17 protein-coding genes are annotated in these 17,651 nt (G+C 68.9%); 9 read left to right on the forward strand and 8 right to left on the reverse strand.

The genetic code is table 11. The features are described from left to right. Positions 1-215 precede the first annotated feature (215 nt). Positions 216-1,427, reverse strand: coding sequence for an MFS transporter (locus ACFYY1_RS24865; protein ID WP_388589275.1), 1,212 nt, complete (start codon positions 1,425-1,427; stop codon positions 216-218). 61 nt (positions 1,428-1,488) lie between these two features. On the opposite strand from ACFYY1_RS24865, the gene ACFYY1_RS24870 reads away from it, so the two are divergent. Next, on the forward strand, positions 1,489-2,505 hold the full coding sequence (locus ACFYY1_RS24870; protein WP_388589278.1) for a winged helix-turn-helix domain-containing protein: 1,017 nt from the start codon (positions 1,489-1,491) through the stop codon (positions 2,503-2,505). A gap of 419 nt (positions 2,506-2,924) precedes the next feature. Here ACFYY1_RS24870 and arsM read toward each other — a convergent pair whose 3' ends face one another. Beyond that, positions 2,925-3,812: an arsenite methyltransferase gene (arsM, locus tag ACFYY1_RS24875; RefSeq protein WP_388589280.1), complete on the reverse strand. Its 888-nt coding sequence runs from the start codon at positions 3,810-3,812 to the stop codon at positions 2,925-2,927. Between the two features lie 100 nt (positions 3,813-3,912). Between arsM and ACFYY1_RS24880 the strand changes: the two genes are divergently transcribed. The 4 genes from ACFYY1_RS24880 (at position 3,913) to ACFYY1_RS24895 (ending at position 6,765) form a co-directional block, all read left to right on the forward strand. Further along, complete coding sequence (locus ACFYY1_RS24880) at positions 3,913-4,314, forward strand: ArsR/SmtB family transcription factor (protein WP_388589282.1); 402 nt, start codon at positions 3,913-3,915, stop codon at positions 4,312-4,314. Next, positions 4,311-5,429 (forward strand): ACR3 family arsenite efflux transporter, encoded by a 1,119-nt coding sequence (gene arsB / locus ACFYY1_RS24885; protein WP_388589284.1) that lies wholly within the window; start codon positions 4,311-4,313, stop codon positions 5,427-5,429. Before ACFYY1_RS24880 ends, arsB begins: the two co-directional genes overlap by 4 nt. Then, on the forward strand, positions 5,422-5,841 hold the full coding sequence (locus tag ACFYY1_RS24890; protein WP_388589287.1) for an arsenate reductase ArsC: 420 nt from the start codon (positions 5,422-5,424) through the stop codon (positions 5,839-5,841). Before arsB ends, ACFYY1_RS24890 begins: the two co-directional genes overlap by 8 nt. A 168-nt stretch (positions 5,842-6,009) precedes the next feature. Next, positions 6,010-6,765: a transposase family protein gene (locus tag ACFYY1_RS24895; RefSeq protein WP_388589654.1), complete on the forward strand. Its 756-nt coding sequence runs from the start codon at positions 6,010-6,012 to the stop codon at positions 6,763-6,765. A gap of 13 nt (positions 6,766-6,778) precedes the next feature. Here the strand turns inward: ACFYY1_RS24895 and ACFYY1_RS24900 are convergent, their stop codons facing one another. Next, complete coding sequence (locus ACFYY1_RS24900) at positions 6,779-7,258, reverse strand: hypothetical protein (RefSeq protein ID WP_388589290.1); 480 nt, start codon at positions 7,256-7,258, stop codon at positions 6,779-6,781. Between the two features lie 446 nt (positions 7,259-7,704). Between ACFYY1_RS24900 and ACFYY1_RS24905 the strand changes: the two genes are divergently transcribed. The 3 genes from ACFYY1_RS24905 (at position 7,705) to ACFYY1_RS24915 (ending at position 9,822) form a co-directional block, all read left to right on the forward strand. Then, positions 7,705-8,130, forward strand: a complete 426-nt coding sequence (locus tag ACFYY1_RS24905; protein ID WP_388589292.1) for a cupin domain-containing protein — start codon at positions 7,705-7,707, stop codon at positions 8,128-8,130. Positions 8,131-8,149: 19 nt separating this feature from the next. Then, the gene (locus tag ACFYY1_RS24910) at positions 8,150-8,596 is read left to right on the forward strand and encodes an acyl carrier protein (protein WP_388589295.1); all 447 of its coding nucleotides are present in this window, start codon (positions 8,150-8,152) and stop codon (positions 8,594-8,596) included. A 437-nt stretch (positions 8,597-9,033) separates the two neighbouring features. Further along, on the forward strand, positions 9,034-9,822 hold the full coding sequence (locus ACFYY1_RS24915) for a class I adenylate-forming enzyme family protein (protein WP_388589656.1): 789 nt from the start codon (positions 9,034-9,036) through the stop codon (positions 9,820-9,822). A 353-nt stretch (positions 9,823-10,175) separates the two neighbouring features. Here ACFYY1_RS24915 and ACFYY1_RS24920 read toward each other — a convergent pair whose 3' ends face one another. Further along, positions 10,176-10,901, reverse strand: coding sequence for a DUF2625 family protein (locus ACFYY1_RS24920; protein ID WP_388589298.1), 726 nt, complete (start codon positions 10,899-10,901; stop codon positions 10,176-10,178). A 391-nt stretch (positions 10,902-11,292) separates the two neighbouring features. Between ACFYY1_RS24920 and ACFYY1_RS24925 the strand changes: the two genes are divergently transcribed. Further along, positions 11,293-12,126, forward strand: coding sequence for an NAD(P)H-binding protein (locus tag ACFYY1_RS24925; RefSeq protein ID WP_388589300.1), 834 nt, complete (start codon positions 11,293-11,295; stop codon positions 12,124-12,126). Positions 12,127-12,995: 869 nt separating this feature from the next. Here ACFYY1_RS24925 and ACFYY1_RS24930 read toward each other — a convergent pair. The 4 genes from ACFYY1_RS24930 to ACFYY1_RS24945 are packed head-to-tail and all read right to left on the reverse strand — an operon-like array spanning position 12,996 to position 17,622. Next, positions 12,996-14,024 (reverse strand): LacI family DNA-binding transcriptional regulator, encoded by a 1,029-nt coding sequence (locus ACFYY1_RS24930; protein WP_388589303.1) that lies wholly within the window; start codon positions 14,022-14,024, stop codon positions 12,996-12,998. Positions 14,025-14,081: 57 nt separating this feature from the next. After that, positions 14,082-15,983 (reverse strand): glycoside hydrolase family 36 protein, encoded by a 1,902-nt coding sequence (locus ACFYY1_RS24935; RefSeq protein WP_388589306.1) that lies wholly within the window; start codon positions 15,981-15,983, stop codon positions 14,082-14,084. Between the two features lie 5 nt (positions 15,984-15,988). Continuing rightward, positions 15,989-16,804 carry a carbohydrate ABC transporter permease gene (locus ACFYY1_RS24940; protein ID WP_388589309.1) on the reverse strand — a complete coding sequence of 272 codons (816 nt, stop codon included), beginning with the start codon at positions 16,802-16,804 and terminating at the stop codon, positions 15,989-15,991. Beyond that, a complete protein-coding gene (locus ACFYY1_RS24945) occupies positions 16,801-17,622 on the reverse strand; it encodes a carbohydrate ABC transporter permease (RefSeq protein ID WP_388589311.1) in 822 nt (273 codons plus the stop codon). The genes ACFYY1_RS24940 and ACFYY1_RS24945 overlap by 4 nt, the downstream gene beginning before the upstream one ends. Between the last annotated feature and the right edge of the window lie 29 nt (positions 17,623-17,651).

The raw sequence follows: 17,651 nt of genomic DNA on the forward strand, positions 1-17,651 counted from the left end.
ATCGCCGTATTGCGGGGGCCCGGGATCCCGAACGGGCTGACCGGCCAAGGACGCTTCCGTCGGCAGTCGGTGCGACCATGCCGCACTCGGCCGTCATCATGCCGCCGTGGTCCCCAGCCCGAATAGCTCGCGGCCGTCGCGGCGTACGGCCACGTCGGCATGCCGTTTCGGCTTTCTGGTCGGTTGGCGTTCGAGCTGCAGGGCGGCGGGTTGGTTCAGGACGTCGACGCGGGCGGCGAGTCCTCGGAGTTCAGTCGTGATGCGTCCGCCTTTCCTCCGTGTAGCCCGGGTGCCAGCATCAAAGTCGCGGTCAGCGAGGCCGTCGCCGTCACCACTATCCCGGTGGTCGGTGACGTCAGTTCGGCCACCGACCCGGCCACTGCCGCACCGACCCCCTGCATGGTGAACATCCCGGAACTGTGAAGACCCAGCGCCTGCCCGCTCAGTGCGTCAGGTGTCAGCGCGATCAGGCGTTCCTGCAGGAGTAGCCCCGCCGCGTACCCGAAGGTGGCGACGGTGACCAGGACCAGGGTGATCGGCAACCCCGGGCCGAGCAAGAAGAGCAGGTACGGGGCGGCAAGCAGGACACACAAGGGGACGGTCAGCCGCTCCCGCCACTGGGACGGCAGAAAGCGGCCCGCGACGATGTCCCCGATCAGCATCCCCACGGCCCCGAAGGCGAAGAGGAGGCCCGCGTCGTGGGGCGAGTAGGGGACGTAGAGCGACTCCACCCCGACGATCAGACCGTTCGGCACCCACAGCGCGAGGTAGACGTACCGCCGGGGCACCGAGGACCAGAGTCGCGCGTTGGTGCGCCAAGTCGCGACGATCGAGGTCTTCCCGGCGCCTCGGGGTGGCCGGCTGCTGAGCCCGCACCCGGCCGCCACAGCGGCCAGCGCGTACAGGACGGCGGACAGGAGCAGCGTGCCGCGCGCCGAGATGATCGCCACCAGCGCGCCGCCGAGCGCGAAGCTGCAGATCTGGATGATCCCGACCGACATATTGAGGACGGACCGCCCCAACAGGTAGCTGTCCCGGGTCAGGATCTCGTTGAGCAGCCCATACCTCACTCCACCGCTGACCGACCCGATGACGCCGAGCCCCAGCAGTACGACGAACACGGCCCAGACCGGCAGCCCGGGAACGGCCTGCACGGCTGTGCCCGCACCGAAGAGGAGGCCGAGGACCGTCATGGCGGCGCGCGGTGGCAGCCGGTCCGCACCGGACAGTACGGTGACCGCCCCTACCACCTGGGCGAACGCGGTACCGAACATGGCCAGGGACGACAGCAGCGCCGAGTCCGTCTGCTTGTACACCAGAACGCCCAGGGCCAGCCCGCTGATCGTCTGGGCCGTGGTCTGCCCGGCCGAGGCGAGGAAGAAGGGGGTGAACTCGCTGGTACGGAAGAGTTCCCGATACGAACGCATGTCGGAGAGCCTCTCCCGCATGCGATACCGGGCGTTAGATTTTCGCGGGGAGGCGAAACCAATGAGCTGGTGGCGAGTAGATACGGACACTCTCGCAGGGAGCCGTTTCGTCATCTCTCCGCTGGCCGAGGCGCTCGCCGGCTTGAAGACTCTGCATCGCGGCCGCGCTGCCCACGTCGGCGAGCACCAATGGCTCGCCACTCACCTCTCCAGCTACCGGGACCGCCTGGCCGGTGACCCGGTCACGGCCGCGCTGGTCAGGGGCGCGCTGGGACGCCGGTGGAATGCAACCTTTCTCACCCCCACACCGCTGGGCGGTGGAGACCGCCCGTTCGTCGAGGAGTTGGAGCAGGTCCGCAGCACCCCGCCTGCGGCAGCCCGCGCCGACCTGGAGGAGTCTCTCAACCGCTCACTGCCGAGTCTCCTGCGCCGCGATGACTTGGCCCAGCGGGCTGCGGACTTGTTGGAGTGGGTGTGGACGGAGACCGTCGAGCCCTCCTGGCCACGCCGCCTTCGGATCATTGAGGCCGACATCGTCGCCCGCACCGCCCGGCTCGGGCTGCACGGTTGGGCCACGGCTCTGAACGAGATGCGCCCGGGAATGCGCTGGCTCGGGGACGACCGTCTGCAGATCACCGTCTGCGACAGCCCGCCGCTGGAACTTTCCCGGGCCCAGTTGATGTTCGTCCCGGTCACTCTGAACCAGAGCTGGGTCTGTTGGGACGTCCCGCCCGTTGAGCATCGGCGTTCGCGTTCCGCCCGGCGGTACGCGGTCGTCCACCCGTGCTCGGGGGTCCTGGTCGACGACGAACTCCGCGCTGCGCCCAGGGCCCTGGCTGCCCTTCTCGGTCCCGCCCGGGCCGAACTCCTCACTCTGCTCGACACCCCGAAGTCCACCACCCAGTTGGTGGCTCTCACTGGCCTGCCCCTGGGCTCGGTGGGCCGGCACTTGCGGATCCTGCGCGAGGCCCACCTGGCCCAGCGCCGGCGCGCGGGCCGCTCGGTCCTCTACTACCGCACTGCGGCGGGCCGGGTCCTGATGGCAGCACAATTCTCCGAGTCCGGCGATGATTCTTGACGGACGGGCCTGCTCCCATCCGTTGTGATGCAGGGTGATCAGGCTGGGATACGGGTTCCCCTGCAGCCGGTTGAGGCGATGGTGCGCCGGTGCGCCTGAGCGAGGCTGACGGGCAGAGCGAAAAGCTTGCCGCCGGCTGCTCCAGCACCGTTGTGAAGTACGAGGTCGCCGCCTGACCAGCCGGCACGGCATCCTCACCGCATCAGAATCACGGTGAGGGTGCCGCGCCGGTCGGCCCCGGCCGGCACCTCCACGGCCAGATCCGTCTTCACCCGTGTGTACGGCCGTGTCCCGCGCCGGTAGCGTCTCATCGACTTGCACCGGCGCGGGATCCGATGTCCCGCTGGGGCGGGTGTTCGTGTCGCTCTCAAGGGCTGCTGGAGGTCACCTTCCGGGTGAGATGTCGAACCGGCGTGCTGTCAGCTGCAGTTGCAGCCGGATGTGCTCTTGGCTTCGAGGACGGTGTTGTGCGGGTCGTCGGCCTGTTCGACGGGTGTGCAGCATGCGGTGACGCCGCAGCAGGAGTCGCTGCTCATGCTCGCCCCGGCCTCGTCGCTGGTGGGGGGCTTGGTGGCGCGGATGATGGCGGAGTGCATGCCGTCTGCGACCGCGTGGGTGGGGCTGAGTTCGATGTGGGTGAACCCGGCGGCTTCGAGGCCCCGGCGGTACTCGGCGAAGGAGAGGGCACCGGCGATGCAGCCCACGTAGTCGCCGCGCTCCGCGCGCCGATCGGGAGTGAGGGCGTCGTCGGCGACGACGTCGGAGATGCCGATCCGGCCACCGGGCTTGAGGACCCGGATCATCTCGGCGAAGACCGCGGGCTTGTCGGTGGACAGGTTGATGACGCAGTTGGAGATGACGACATCGATCGTGTTCGCGGGCAGCGGAACGGCCTCGATGGTGCCCTTGAGGAACTCGACGTTGGTGGCACCGGCCCTCCGCTGATTCTCCAGCGCGAGGGCGAGCATCTCCTCGGTCATGTCGAGGCCGTACGCCTTGCCGGTGGGGCCGACGCGGCGGGCGGAGAGGAGGACGTCGATGCCGCCCCCGGAGCCGAGGTCCAGGACGCGCTCGCCTTCGTGGAGGTCGGCGATCGCGGTCGGGTTGCCGCAGCCGAGGGAGGCGGCGACCGCCTCGGCGGGCAGGGTGTCGCGCTCGTCGGCGGCGTAGAGGGCGGAGCCGAAGTTGTCGTCGATCTCGACGGCCTCGGGGCCGCAGCAGGCGGTGCCACCCTGGGTGACCTGCACGGCGGCTGCGGCATAGCGCTGGCGGACGGTCTCGCGCAGATCGGTGCTCGGCTCTGTCATGGCGGCGACTCCTCGATGGTGGGCAGGACCCAGTAGGGGCTGCATTGATGCCTCTCGATGCAACCTTGCGCACTGAATCGAAGACTGTCAACATAGAAGCATGTCGAAACAAGAGCTGGTGGTGCTCGGCCAGGACGAGGCGGGCTGCTGCCCGACCCTGCTGACCGCGCCGATGGGACAGGACCAGGCCGTGGAACTGGCAAAGGTTTTCAAGGCCCTGGGCGACCCGGTCCGCCTCCGCCTGTTGTCGATGATCGCCTCGCGGGAGGGCGGGGAGATCTGCGTGTGCGACCTGACCCCGGCCTTCGATCTGTCGCAGCCGACGATCTCCCACCACCTCAAGCTGCTGAAGCAGGCCGGGCTGATCGACTCCGAACGTCGCGGGACGTGGGTGTACTACCGGCCCCTGCCCGCGATGACGGACAAGCTCGCCGCCGTACTCACCCGCCCCCAAGGGCCCGATCACCCGTCCGCGAGCGACCCGGCCGAGGTGGCCTCGTGAGCGAGTCGGCTGCTGTTTCGTCGGGTTCGGTGGCCGGGCGGCTGTCACTGGTGGACCGGTTCCTGGCGGTGTGGATCCTCGTGGCGATGGCCGTCGGCCTCGGGCTCGGCCGTCTGGTGCCGGGCCTGGGTGACGCGCTGGCGAAGGTGACGGTCGTCGGCGTCTCGCTGCCGATCGCGCTCGGTCTGCTGGTGATGATGTATCCAGTGCTCGCCAAGGTCCGCTACGACCGCCTGGAGAGCGTCACCCGCGACAGGCGCCTGTTGGTCCCGTCGCTGGTCATCAACTGGATCCTCGGCCCGGCCGTGATGTTCGCACTCGCCTGGATCTTCCTGCCGGACCTGCCGGAGTACCGGACCGGCCTGATCGTCGTGGGGCTCGCCCGCTGCATCGCCATGGTCATCATCTGGAACGATCTGGCCTGCGGCGACCGCGAGGCCGCCGCCGTCCTCGTCGCGCTCAACTCCATGTTCCAGGTGATCGCGTTCGCCGCCCTGGGCTGGTTCTATCTTTCGGTCCTGCCGGGGTGGCTCGGACTGGAACGGACCACGCTGGACGTGTCGGTGTGGGAGATCGCCCGCAGCGTGCTCATCTTCCTCGGCATCCCACTGATCGCCGGGTTCATGACCCGACGGCTGGGCGAGAAGGCCCGGGGCCGGACCTGGTACGAGACCAGGCTGATCCCCCGGATCGGGCCGTTCGCCCTGTACGGGCTGCTGTTCACGATCGTCGTGCTGTTCGCCCTGCAGGGTGGGGCGATCACCTCCCGGCCGCTCGACGTGGTGCGGATCGCGCTGCCGCTGCTGGTGTACTTCGCCCTCATGTGGGCCGGGTCCATGGCCCTCGGCAAGGCCGTCGGCCTGGATTATCCGCGGGCGACCACGCTGGCCTTCACGGCTGCGGGCAACAACTTCGAACTCGCCATCGCGGTGGCGATCGCCACCTTCGGCGCGACCTCCGGCCAGGCTCTGGCCGGCGTGGTCGGTCCGCTCATCGAGGTGCCGGTGCTGATCGGGTTGGTCCACGTCGCCCTCGCCGCCCGCCGCTTCTTCCCTCAACCCGGCCCGGTGGCCGGCCCGTCGGACGCCCTTGAGAAAGGAACCGCTCGTGTCTGAGGCCGCCGCCGGCAAGCCGTCCGTGCTGTTCGTGTGCGTGCACAACGCCGGACGCTCCCAGATGGCAGCCGCCTTCCTCACCCACCTGTCCGGTGGCCGGGTGGAGGTCCGTTCGGCCGGGTCCGCCCCGGCCGGGACCGTGAACCCGGCGGTCACCGAGGCGATGGCCGAGAGCGGCATCGATCTGTCCGCCGAGGTGCCCAAGGTACTGACCGTCGAAGCGGTCCAGGCGTCCGACGTCGTGATCACGATGGGCTGCGGGGATGCCTGCCCGGTCTTCCCGGGCAAGCGGTATCTCGACTGGAAGCTCGAAGACCCGGCCGGTCAAGGCGTCGAGGCGGTCCGCTCGATCAGGGACGAGATCGAAGCACGCGTCCGCGGCCTGCTCGCCGACCTCCTTCCCCCGCAGTGACACATCGCCGGTGGATCAGCTGCAGACGAACACGCCTTCTCGCGCAGTTACCCTGAGCCTTTTCCAATCTGGCGGTGGTGACCGCGCGTTGGACGGTCCTTCACAACGACGAAGCTCCTGGTGGACGGGTTCTCGATCAAGATCGCCCGTGTCTGCCAGGAGCTTCGCGTGCTTGCCTACCCGTCCTCGATTGATCTGTCCAGCCGCACCTTGCGGTTCCTGACCGGGCGGCTGAAGGCCAGACGGCAGGAGATCGGGACGCGCTGGCGGCGCCTTCCCGCCTCGCGACAGGCCTTGCTCGCCCTGGCCCACCTGCGGTGCGGTGACACCTACGCCCAGCTGGCCGCCGGGTTCGGTATTGGGATCGCGACTGTCTACCGCTACATACGTGAAGCCGTCGACGCCCTGGCCATCCTCGCTCCGTCCCTGGCCGAGGCGATGCGGACGATTCAGGAGAAGGCGTTCGTCATCCTCGATGGCACCCTGCTGCCGATCGACCGCATCGCCGCTGACACCCCCTATTACTCCGGGAAGCACAAGCGCCACGGCATGAACGTGCAGGTCCTCACCGATCCGTTCGGACGGCTGCTCTGGGCCTCGCCGGCTCTGCCCGGCTCGACTCACGACCTGACTGCCGCGCGACAGCACGGGATCACCGAAGCCCTCACCGAAGCAGGACTCAGATGTTGGGCGGACAAGGCGTATCAAGGCGCCGGCGGACCCGTCCGCGTACCGTTTCGCGGCCGGCGCCTCAAGATGTGGAAGCGTCGCCACAACACCACCCACGCCGAGATCCGCTGCCTCGGCGAGCAGGCCATGGCCACCCTCAAGGGCTGGCGCCTCCTGCGGAAGCTCCGCTGCAGCACCAACCGGATCACCGACGTGGTGAAGGCCGTCCTTGTCCTTCACCATGCATCAACATGAGGTTGGGCATCGCTCAATACGTCAGCCACTCCGTGTCGGGGATCAAGTCCTCGATCCGTTCCTGGCCTCGCATGGCCCACTGAGGCGCAAGGAACACTGGGCGACAGCGGGCGTGGTCACCGTTCTGTTGGCAGCGCAGGATCAATCCCAGACTGAGGAGATACGGCTCCCCGCGGGGCCCGAAGCGCAGGCCGTCGACGTACTCGGGCAGAGTCGGATCCTCAAGTGTTGACGCGGTTTCCTCAAGCCAGGGTTCGAGTTCCGAGGGCAGCCGGCCAACCAGAGGGGTGTCGTCGAGGCTGACCTGTGGGCCCCGGCAGGCGTCGACAGCTATTGCAGCCAGGGTCTGGGCCTCCTGGTCGTAGTAGGTGTCGATGCCAACCCCGTCGAAGGGATACCACCGCGCGTACTTCTTGGCGTCCCATCCCGTGATCGGCTCACCCAGAGCGGCTGAGACTTCCTCCTTGCTCTGACCGAACCGTATGGGCCCCACGGACTTCAATGGGACCCATGTCCACTCAGGACGCTCCCCGTCCCAGAGGAACCTTTCCGTCCACCAGACCAACGAACCCACCCCTGCTCGAAACATGCGTGTAGGAAGCATTCTTGCAAGGCGCGTCACGGACGGCACCATGCGTCTGCCTGCGGGGCCCATTCCAGAAATCCGGAACGGTCCCTGGGCGGCTGTCGTGGTGCCGCCTGACCAGGGGCGCGGGGATGCGGGCGAGAATCGAAAGTGCGGGCACGCGGTGTGGTGAGGGAGGTTTCCTCCCCCGCGTCCGCCACCTCTTCGCCGGGCATCTGGCCCTCGCACGCGCACGGCAGCTGAGGCGCCGCCCCTTCCGGACCCACCGGCGGACGGGTCCGGTCAGAGCCTGAGGCCCCAGTGTCACTGCGGCCCACACCAAGAACCCCCCACCCGTCAGATAGGACCGAGCCATGGACACCAGGTTCAATCCCGACCGGCACATCCGAAACATCTACAGCTCACCCGAGGTGAAGCTCCTCAACTCACGAGGTGAGGTCATCCCCGGAATCCTGGGTGTGGTGGGCGCCGGCGAGCTGATCGAGAACGATGTGGCGGTCGGTGCGGACCGCATCATCATGGAACCCGGATCCCGCTTCGAACTGCACACTCACCCCGGTGCGCACATCCTCTACGTACTCAGCTCCCGCGGCCACATCCGCATAGACGGGGTGGACTACGAGATGGGCCGGGGCGAAACGGTGTTCGTCCCGGCGAACTACGCACATGGCGTGAAGACCATGCTCCATGTGCCGGAGCCGCTGGAGATCCTCGCGTTCGGGGTTCCCCACATGCCGCTGGAGTCCGCCGAGCGGATGACCCTGGTGGAGGCCCCGTGACCAGTGCACGCCGGTCCCGGTGGAGTACGACGAGGTCCGGGCTGTCTCGGAGATCGTGTCCCATCCCTTGCCCAACGGCACCCTGTGTGGCCTGGACCTGGGTGACGTGCAGCTGACCGGCCTCGGGCTCGATTCCCTGCGCGTCGTACGACTGGTGACGCGGATGGAGAAAGATCTCGACTTCAAGTTCCCGCCCGACTTGACCAATACCAACAACACCTTTCGCGCGATACACACGATTGCCGACGTCGCCCGGCCGGCGCCCGCCTGGCTGAACGGGCAGTGGAGCAGAGAGCATGCCGTCCGAGACCGAGACCGAGGTCGATCGGTCGACCGGTCGACCGATCCGAATGAGGAAGCCGCGTGCATGACAGTCTCCTGGCGGACGCCGATCCGGTTCGCCACTACCGGGGCGAGCCCTTCCGGGCCGACCACACCATTCGCTCCAGCATCCCGTCGTACCTGAGTCACGCGGCGGAGCTCCGGGGCGAGTCCCTCTATCTCACCGCGGTCGCCGAGGACGGCAGCACAACCAATGTCACCTACCAGGAACTCGACGAGTACAGCCGCCGGACCGCTCACTGGCTGCGCACCGAATGCGCGGTACCCCCGGTGCTGCGGTGGGCCTGTTGCCCGTCAACGACGCCGAGTCCGTGGTCGGACTCTTCGCCCTGCTGCGCGCGGGAAACCCGGCGCTGATACTGAACCCCGCCGACCCCACGGCCCGGCTGACGGAGCAGACAAGTGCACTGGACATAGACATCGTGCTCAGGGGGCCGCGAGTGCCGGACGACGGCCTGCCGGGCAACATACGGTTGCCGGACCCGCGAAGACTCCCTGCCCCCCGGCAGCGTGGAGACCCGGGCCGATCCGGCGTGCGATGCACTGTAACTCCCCAGCCTGCTGGACGCCTTGACAGAAACCTGGCGCCGCCCCGAACTCCCCACGAATTTCGACTACTTCGTCTCCGCCGCGGCACCGCTGTCGACGATGACCGCCCGCGCCGTGCACGACCGGATCGGCGCACGCGTGGTACAGGGATACGGCCTGACGGAGACCACGAACTTCTCCACGAGCATGCCGACGGACCTGTCCGACGAGGCGTACCGGCATCTGGTCCTCGACGCCGACATCCCTGCCATCGGCATCCCTGTGCACGGAAACGAGGTGGCGGTCCTGGCACCGGACGGCAGCCTCGCCGAGCCGGGAACGACGGGGGAGATCTGTATGCGCGGCCACAACGTCATGTCGCGGTATGCCAACAACAATGCGTCCACCGCAATGGCGTTCCGCGGCGGGTGGTTCCACTCGCAGGACCTGGGACACCGGACGGTCGACGAGGAGTCGGGCCACACCCTGTTCGTCATCACCGGCCGCACCAAGAACGTCGCCAAGGTGCGGGGCGAAACGGTGTCCTTGGAGGAAATGGAACGTGTGCTGCGCGCACACCCCGGCCTGCGTGACGCCGCCTGCGCGGCGGTTCCCCAGCCCCTGCTGGGCGAGGTGGTCTCGGCCGCCGTGGTCGCCCCGCCCGAACTCACGGACAGCGAGCTGCGGGCCCATCTGCGCCGGCACTTCGCCGAAGGCGTGCTTCCCACCCGGATCGTGCGGGTCGACAAGGTGCCCAGAACGGCCACAGGCAAGATCCTGCGGCCGGCTCTCCAGGATCTGCTGGCTCCGCCCGCCCCATGACGTCCCTGAACCTTCTCGGACTGAGCAGCGGGTCGCACAGATCGTGGATCACGCCGCTGGCGTCGTCGACGGAGTAGGTGTCGCATTCCTCGCCGGTGTTTTCAAAGATCCGGCGTTGCTCCGCTGTGGGCACAAGAGGGTTGTCCAACCCGATGTGCTCGACGGCATGGCCCTCGTGGCCATCGCGCACCAGTTCCTCGTATGCCTTGGCCGGGGACAGCCGGACCCCTCGATCGGGGCGCTGCCGAGCCACCGGCCCCGGCCTGGCTGGGGTTGCCCGATGTCACCGCGAACTCCGGATGTCGATGGGGCGCAACTTCGCTGACAGAGGTCGTGATCGACAGCGAATCCAGTCACACGTCGCCGAGGAACCCAGGGTCGGACGGGCCCATCTGCCGGGCGAAGTCCGCGGCGACTCCCATGACCTCGCGCATCGTCACAGGCCGCCTGCTCGTGGCCGCTAGATCGGCATGGGCCTCCTTGGACCACAGGAACGGATACACGGAAATGCCCTGCGAGAAGTCCAGGGCCGCAGCTTCCTCACGCCAGCCGGGCCATCGCAGCCCGTCATAGAACGTCTCCAACCTGCCCGAGAGCAGCCAGGAGACCCACCCGGAGTGCCCCATCTCCATCGCCTCCCACGCCAGCGTGTCGGGAGCGAAATACGTCATCTGTCCCGGCGCTCCCGGACGGCCCGTCGCCGCAGGATCGCCACCGTTCAGCGCAAAGACCCCACCGACGACGTCGTGGCCGACGACGAGACCTGTCGCGGGATGCCAGACCGGATCGAAGTCCGTGGGGAAACGGTTGACCTGCGCCAGACCCGGAAGCCCCCCAACTGCAACTGAGCCCCCGCCGAACACTCGCACCCACCCGTTGTCCACGACCAATCCGCCGGTGTTCAACATCAGCGCACCCAGCATCGATCGCGCGCTGACCTGCATCTGCAGAAGGCTTCGGCGTCCCTCGTCGACGTCGGCGGGCAGCACCTGAACAGGCACGGAGCTCGACGCGAGCATCTTCTGAAGCTCTGTCCATGCCGGATCGTCCACGTTGACCAACTCGTCAATCTCTCGCATGCGAGGATGGTCGCACCCTTTCGCATCGCCTCATCACGCGGGCTGGACCGCGATCGCTCGGGGCTGGGGCGATGGATTGGGCAGCGACCTCGCAGTCAGACGTCACTGGCAGTGGTCAACGTCCACCGCCTCTGGACAACCTGCACCGACTCGCGGCTGAGGTTCAAAGACACCTGCTGACCGTCATCGCCACTGCCCAGATCTCGCGTACCCGGTGTCCCGGTCCCGGCACTCCAGCGTCCAGGCTCTCCGCGACCCTGGACACCCGGGCAGCTCAGTGATCGCGAAATGGTGTCATCAGCCTGTGGGGCTGACTCCTTGACCTCAAGTGAGGTTGAGGTCTTAGCGTGCTGTGAACGTGCTCAGCGGCTGACGACAGGAAGAGACGACGATGATCCTTGTGACCGGCGCGACCGGGAACATTGGAAGTGCTCTGCTGAGGGAGTTGCAGGTGGCCGGCGCCGCACCTGTGCGAGGTCTGACTCGTGATGCGGGACGGTCCTCGTTCGCTGAAGGGATCGAAGCCGTTGAGGGCGATCTCGCGCAGGCGGATTCGCTGAAGGCCGCGCTGGAGGGAGCGCGCTCCTTGTTCCTGCTGTCGGGCATGGGTGCGGAAGCGGAGGTCCTGGCGGCTGCCCGGCAGGCAGGCGTGGAGCATGTGGTGCTCGTGTCGTCGATCACGGTGCAGACTCATCCGCATCTGCCCGCGGCCGGCGAGAACCTTGCTGTTGAGCGGTTGCTCAAGGACAGCGGCATGGCCTGGACCATACTGCGGCCGACACAGTTCGCCTCGAACACCCTGTGGTGGGCGCAGTCGATTCGCGATCAGGGCGTGGTCCGGGCGCCGTATGCGGACATCGGTCTCCCGACCGTCCACCCTGCGGACATCGCGGCGGTGGCCTGTGCGGCGCTGACCGAGCCAGGCCACCAGGGGCGGACGTATGCATTGACCGGGCCGGAGTGCATCACCGTCCGACGGCAGGTCGCGGCCATCGCTGCAGCGTTGGGGCGGGAGGTGGCCTTGATTGAGATCAGCCGGGAGGAAGCCCACCGGCAGATGGCTTCCTTCATGGGGGACGAGACCGCGGATGCGGTCCTCGACTTGATGGGCGGGGACGTCAACGACGAATTGCTGAAGGTGAGCGACACCGTTCCCCGGGTCACCGGGTCGGCGGCGAGATCGTTCCAACAATGGGCGTCGGACAATGGTGCCGCCTTCCGCTGATACCGCAGGCCGCTGCCGTGACCTCGAACTTCACCGCGTCCTCGGGCTCGATCCGGTCGTCGGGGCACACGTCCAGGACCACACCAGTGCCGTCGCGACGGCACACGAAGCAGTCCGGCGTACGGCTGGTCCGCCGCTATGTGCTGGAGGGCGATGACGGCGGTGTCGTCGACCAGCTGCCCGCCGACGTGGGCGAGCAGATCGGTGCACAGGTGACGGATCGGTGCCCGGGAGGCATTCGTCCGTCCGGGCGGCGGGCGCGCTCGGTACTCGCAGAAGCGGGGCGGCGGGTGCCACCCTTCCGCTCCCCCGCCTTGAGGGCGAGCGCAGCAGCCCCACAGCCATCGATCTCCGCACCGGGAAACAGAAGTGGCCGTTCAAGGACGAAGCCGTCGGGGGTGGACCGCGATCACGGCCCGCTGTCCACCCCCGACGGCTTCGTCCTTGGTCGCACCCGACGGCGTAGTCCGTCCCAGCGCCGAAGACGGCACAGACCTCTGGCGGACCAAGGGCGGCGAGGACCTCGACATCGACTCCGCGGGCAACCACACCATGGTCCGTCACTCGCACACCGCGAGGCTGTTCCAGCAGAGACAAGCGGTCCGCATCCTCCGTTCCGCGGATGGCCGGGCGCTGAGGCAGGGCGAGTTCGAGTCAGGCTTCAACAAAAGCGGGGTTTCGTCCCGGCAGGCCCGGTCAGGGGGCCGGCGGCGCCGATTGGTCGCGTGGACGTCCTGGACGGCGGTGGCGGCGCCGCAGCTGACGTTGCGCAGGTCGACCGGGCTCGCCGGGCGGCGGGCTCCGGCTCGTTCGCTCCACGCCTCGGCGGTTCGGCCGAGCAGCTTGCCGCGGGCCGGCGGCGGCCGCCGCTACCGCCTCGGTGTGCTGTCGCGCACGACCGGCTCCGCAGGAAGCAGCAGCCCGCTCGCCGGGGCGGTTGCGGGGTCCTCGACAGCGCTGATCAGCCGGTCGACGAGGGCGTGGGCGATGGCGGCCAGGGGCAGGCGCGCGCTGGTGAGGGTGGGCTGGAGCAGCGTGCAGAGCGGGATGTCGTTGAAGCCGGTGACGGCGACGTCGTCGCCGACGGTCAGGCCGGCGGCGCGGACCGCCTGGTAGGCGGTCAGGGCGAGCCAGTCGCTGGCGCAGACCAGGGCGGTCGGCCGGTCGGGGCCGGTGAGCAGGCGCTGGACGGCGTGGGAAAGCGCGGCCGGGTCGTCGTCGGGGACGCCGACCTCGAAGGCGCCGTCGGGGGCGGCCGCTGCGGCTTGCAGGAAGCCGGCCCTGCGGTCGGCGAGCCAGGGCAGGGATGCGGCGGAGTTGAGGTAGCAGATCCGGCGGTGTCCCTGGTCGAGCAGGAGTCCGGTCAGGGCGGCGGTCGCGGCGGTGGAGTCGATGTCCACCCAGTTCTGCGGACGGCCGGGTGCGGTGCGGCCGAAGGCGGTGAACGGGAAGCCGGCCTCGGTGAGCACGTCGACGCGGGGGTCGTCGTGGACGACGTCGGAGAGGACGAACCCGTCGACCTGGCGGGCCGCGATCAGGCCGTTGAAGGACCTGGCGACTGCTCCGGCGCCTTGTCGGGGGTCGGAGCGGAACACGAGGATGCGGTGGCCTACGGCGTCGGCGGCGGTTATCAGCGCCTGGAGGAAGCCGCCCATCAGGGGGTTGGGGTCGGCCGGGTTGTCGGCGGGGGCGGGATAGCCGATGACCTTGCGGGTGCCGGTGCGCAGGCTGCGGGCGGACTGGTCGGGCTGGTAACCGAGTTCGTCGATGGCCGCGGTGACCCGGGCGAGGGTGGTGGCGCGCAGCCGGTGGGGTGCGTTGAGGGCGTTCGAGACGGTCTGGCGGGAGACGCCCGCCGCGTGTGCGACGTCTTCGATGGTCACCTGTCGAGCGGTCATCGTTCCTCTGTGGTCGGCGGGCTGGGAGCGGCAGGTGGTCGCCCCCAGCCCCGGTCGTCAGTGCTCGCGGGTCAGGGTGAGCAGGCCACCGGTCGGCACGGTCACCGAGTTCACTCCGGTGACGAGGTCGAGCACGGTCTCGGACAGGATCTCACCACGGCAGTCCTGGACGCGGGCGAGGGTCTGTTCCGGTCGGGTGGCGGTCAGGAGCACTGCGGGGTCGCCGTCCGCGTTGGCGACGAGCAGGGTCTGCGGGCCGGCCGCGGAGCGCCGGTCCGGGAGGGCGACGGGCAGCGGCGCGTAGCGCGCGACCACGGTGGTGCGGTGGTCGCGGGCGCGGATCAAGGGGTAGCCCAGGTCCGGCCGGGCGGGTTCCAGGACGCCGAGCTGGAGTACGTCGGCGTACTGGCGGAAGACGCCGAGCCAGAAGCGCAGGGTGGCGAGCTGCTCAGGGCTCTGGGCGGCGAGGTCGACGGAGATCTGTGGCACCGAGAACAGGGCGTTGACGAGGTGGACGGCGACGGACTCGGGCGTCTCGGCGGAGTTCCACGTGATCATGTCGGCGTGGACGGCGAGCGGGCCCGCTGTGAGCCGGCAGTCGACGGTGCGCTGGCGGTTCTCGGCAGGGCTGAGCGGGCAGTCGGTGGCGCGGACCATGGTGGCGTACGGCCACAACCCAGGGCTGACGTAGGGCTGGCGGTGCTCGACGATCACGTCGGGCCGGGTGCGGCGCAGGCGGGTGTCGAGGTCGGCGAGCAGCTGGAGCAGGCCCTCGTGGACGGTGGTGCGGTCGGCGCCGGCCGGGGCGGGCGGGGGGTCGGTGACGGCGAAGCGGTCGATGAAGTCGAGTTTCAGACCGTCCATGTCCCAGTGTTCGACGGCGCGGGAGACCTTCTCGATCAGGTAGGCGCGGACCTCGGGGTGGCGGGGGTCGAGCACGGCCGCGTCGAGGTGGGGTTCCTCGCGCAGGATCATGCCCTTGAAGCGGTCCCAGGCGTCGTTGTGCCGGCCGATGAAGGGCAGTGCGTACCAGAGGAGGTAGGCGAGGCCGAGCCGGTGGACCTCGGCGACGTGGGCCGCGGGGTCGGGGAAGGCCATCGGGTTGGGATCCCAGTCGCCGCAGTGGCCGTAGCCGCGGGCGCGGTCGGTGGTCTGCCAGCCGTCGTCGACGATGATGCTCTCGCAGCCGACGGCCGCGGCGAGGGCAGCCTGGCGTTCGACTGCGGCGGTGTCGACGTTCTGGTGGAGGCTGTACCAGGTGGAGTAGGCGGGCATCCGGGCGGCGGGGGCGACGCCGGGGTGGTGCAGGCCCTCGGCCCACCAGGCGGTGACGGCCTGCAGGGTGGCGGCGAAGTGCCGGCCGCTGAGGTCGATCCGCAGCCGCAGCGGCGGCCCGTCCGGGGTGAGGTCCTGTTCCACGGTGAAGGCGAACTCGCTGCTCTCCTCCACCACACCGGCGCCGACGCGCACGGGTGCGGAGGTCTCGTCGGCGGCGGCGGTGCACAGGGCACGGTCGTCGGCGCCGACCAGACTGACGACGGGAGCGCCCAGGGCGAGCGAGACGGTCCGGGGGGCGATCCAGGACGGCGGCAGCCAGTGGGAGGCGTTGGTGTCCGGGGTCCAGTAGGCGGTGGCCCCCAGGCAGGGGACCCGCCATTCGGCGCGGACGGTGGCCGCGGCCGCCGTCGTGACCTCGATCAGGGCCACGCCGTCGCCGACCGGGGTGACGACGGTCTCCAGCCGGTCGCAGCCGAGCCCGGTGAGGTGGACGGTGAGCGGAGCTCCGGTGGAGTCGAACAGACCGCTGGCGAGCCGCCGGTGGCCGATGGTGTCGGGAGTGGCCCCGGTCTGCGGGTTCGGGCGCCACAAGGGGACGGGCTGCTGCGGGGCGGCGTCCGGCTCGGCGGACACGTGCGGACTGCCGGGGTGCTCGCCGACGGGGCGTGGTGCGGTGGTCATGGTGGTCACTCCTTGGTGGCCCCGGCCAGCAGGCCGGAGATGAACTGGCGTTGCAGGACGAGGAAGAGGGCCATCACGGGGATGGCGGCGATGCCTGCGGCGAGCAGGACCTGCGCGTAGTTGGTGGTCGACAGCCCCTGCAGGGTGGCGGTGGCCACGGGCAGCGTGTACATCTCGGGGCTGCGCAACGCGATCAGCGGCCAGACGAACTGGTTCCAGCTGCCGAGGAAGACGAACAGCGCGAGTGCCGCGATGACCGGCCGGTTGACCGGGATGACGATCCGCCACAGCACCCGCAGTTCACCGGCCCCGTCGACGCGGGCCGCGTCGAGGAGTTCGTCGGGCATGGAGCGCAGTGCCTGCCGCATCAGGAAGATGCCGAACGGGGTGACCAGGCCGGGCAGGATGATGGACTGGTAGGAGTCGATCAGACCCAGCTCCATCATCATCTGGAAGATCGGGATCAGCATCACCGTGTCGGGGATGACCAGGGTGCTGAGCAGCAGGACGAAGAACAGGTTGCGCCCGCGGAACTCGAACTTGGCGAAGGCGTATCCGGCCAGGACCGAGACGGCGACGGCACCGATCGTCTGGACGCCCGCCACCAGCAGGGTGTTGAGCAGGACCCGGGTGAGTCCGATGGACTCCTCAAGTCCTCGGAGATTCTCCATGAGGTGGCCGCCGGGCAGCAGTTTCGGCGGCCAGGAGAACACGTCCTTGTCCTCCTGGGTCGCGGCGATCGCGAGCCAGTAGAACGGACCGACGCAGAGCGCGAAGGCGCCCGCGAGCAGCAGGGTGAGCAGGGGGCCTCGGGGCTTCACCGGCGCTCCCCCATCAGTCGGACCTGAAGGATGCCGAGCACGGACACGATCAGAGCGAGCGCGTAGGCGATGGCCGAGGCGTAGCCGAAGTCGAAGTACTTGAAGCCGTTGTTGTAGAGGTACATGGTGACCGTCAAGGTGGCGTTGTCGGGGCCGCCGCCGGTGAGGACGTACGGCTCGTCGAAGAGCTGCAGGGTGCCGATGGTGGAGAGCACCACGGTGAGGAGGAGGATCGGCCGCAGCTGGGGAAGGGTGATGGAGACGAAGCGGCGGACCGGTCCCGCGCCGTCGACCATCGCGGCCTCGTGCAACTCGTTGGGAATGCCCTGCAGGCCGGCGAGGTACATCACCGCGTTGTAGCCGGTGTAGTGCCAGGTGATGACGAGGACGACGCCGACGCGGGCCCAGAAGGGGCTGCCGAGCCAGTTCACCCGGTCGACGCCGAACAGGGAGAGGACCCAGTTCAGCAGCCCGGCGTCGCGGTTGAGGATCACGGAGAACATCACGCCCGCGGCGACCAGTCCGGTCAGCGAGGGGACGAAGACGCCGAGTCGCCAGAGCGGGCGCAACCAGACCTTGGTGGAGTTCAGGGCGAGGGCGACGAGCAGAGCCAGGCCGAGCATCAGTGGCACTTGGACGACCAGGATCAGCGCGGTGTTCTTCAGCGCGGTCCAGAACAGCGGATCGTCCAGCAGACGCCGGTAGTTGGCGATTCCGGCGAAGTGCCGGCTGTCGCCGTTGCCGGTGGTGAGGCTGATCCAGAGCGAGGAGACGATGGGGTACGCCTTGAAGATCGCGAAGCCCAGGACGGCGGGCATGATCAGCAGGTATGGGACGGAGCCGCGGG

Source organism: Streptomyces sp. NPDC001890 (assembly GCF_042891445.1).
Classification (GTDB): Bacteria; Actinomycetota; Actinomycetes; order Streptomycetales; family Streptomycetaceae; genus Streptomyces.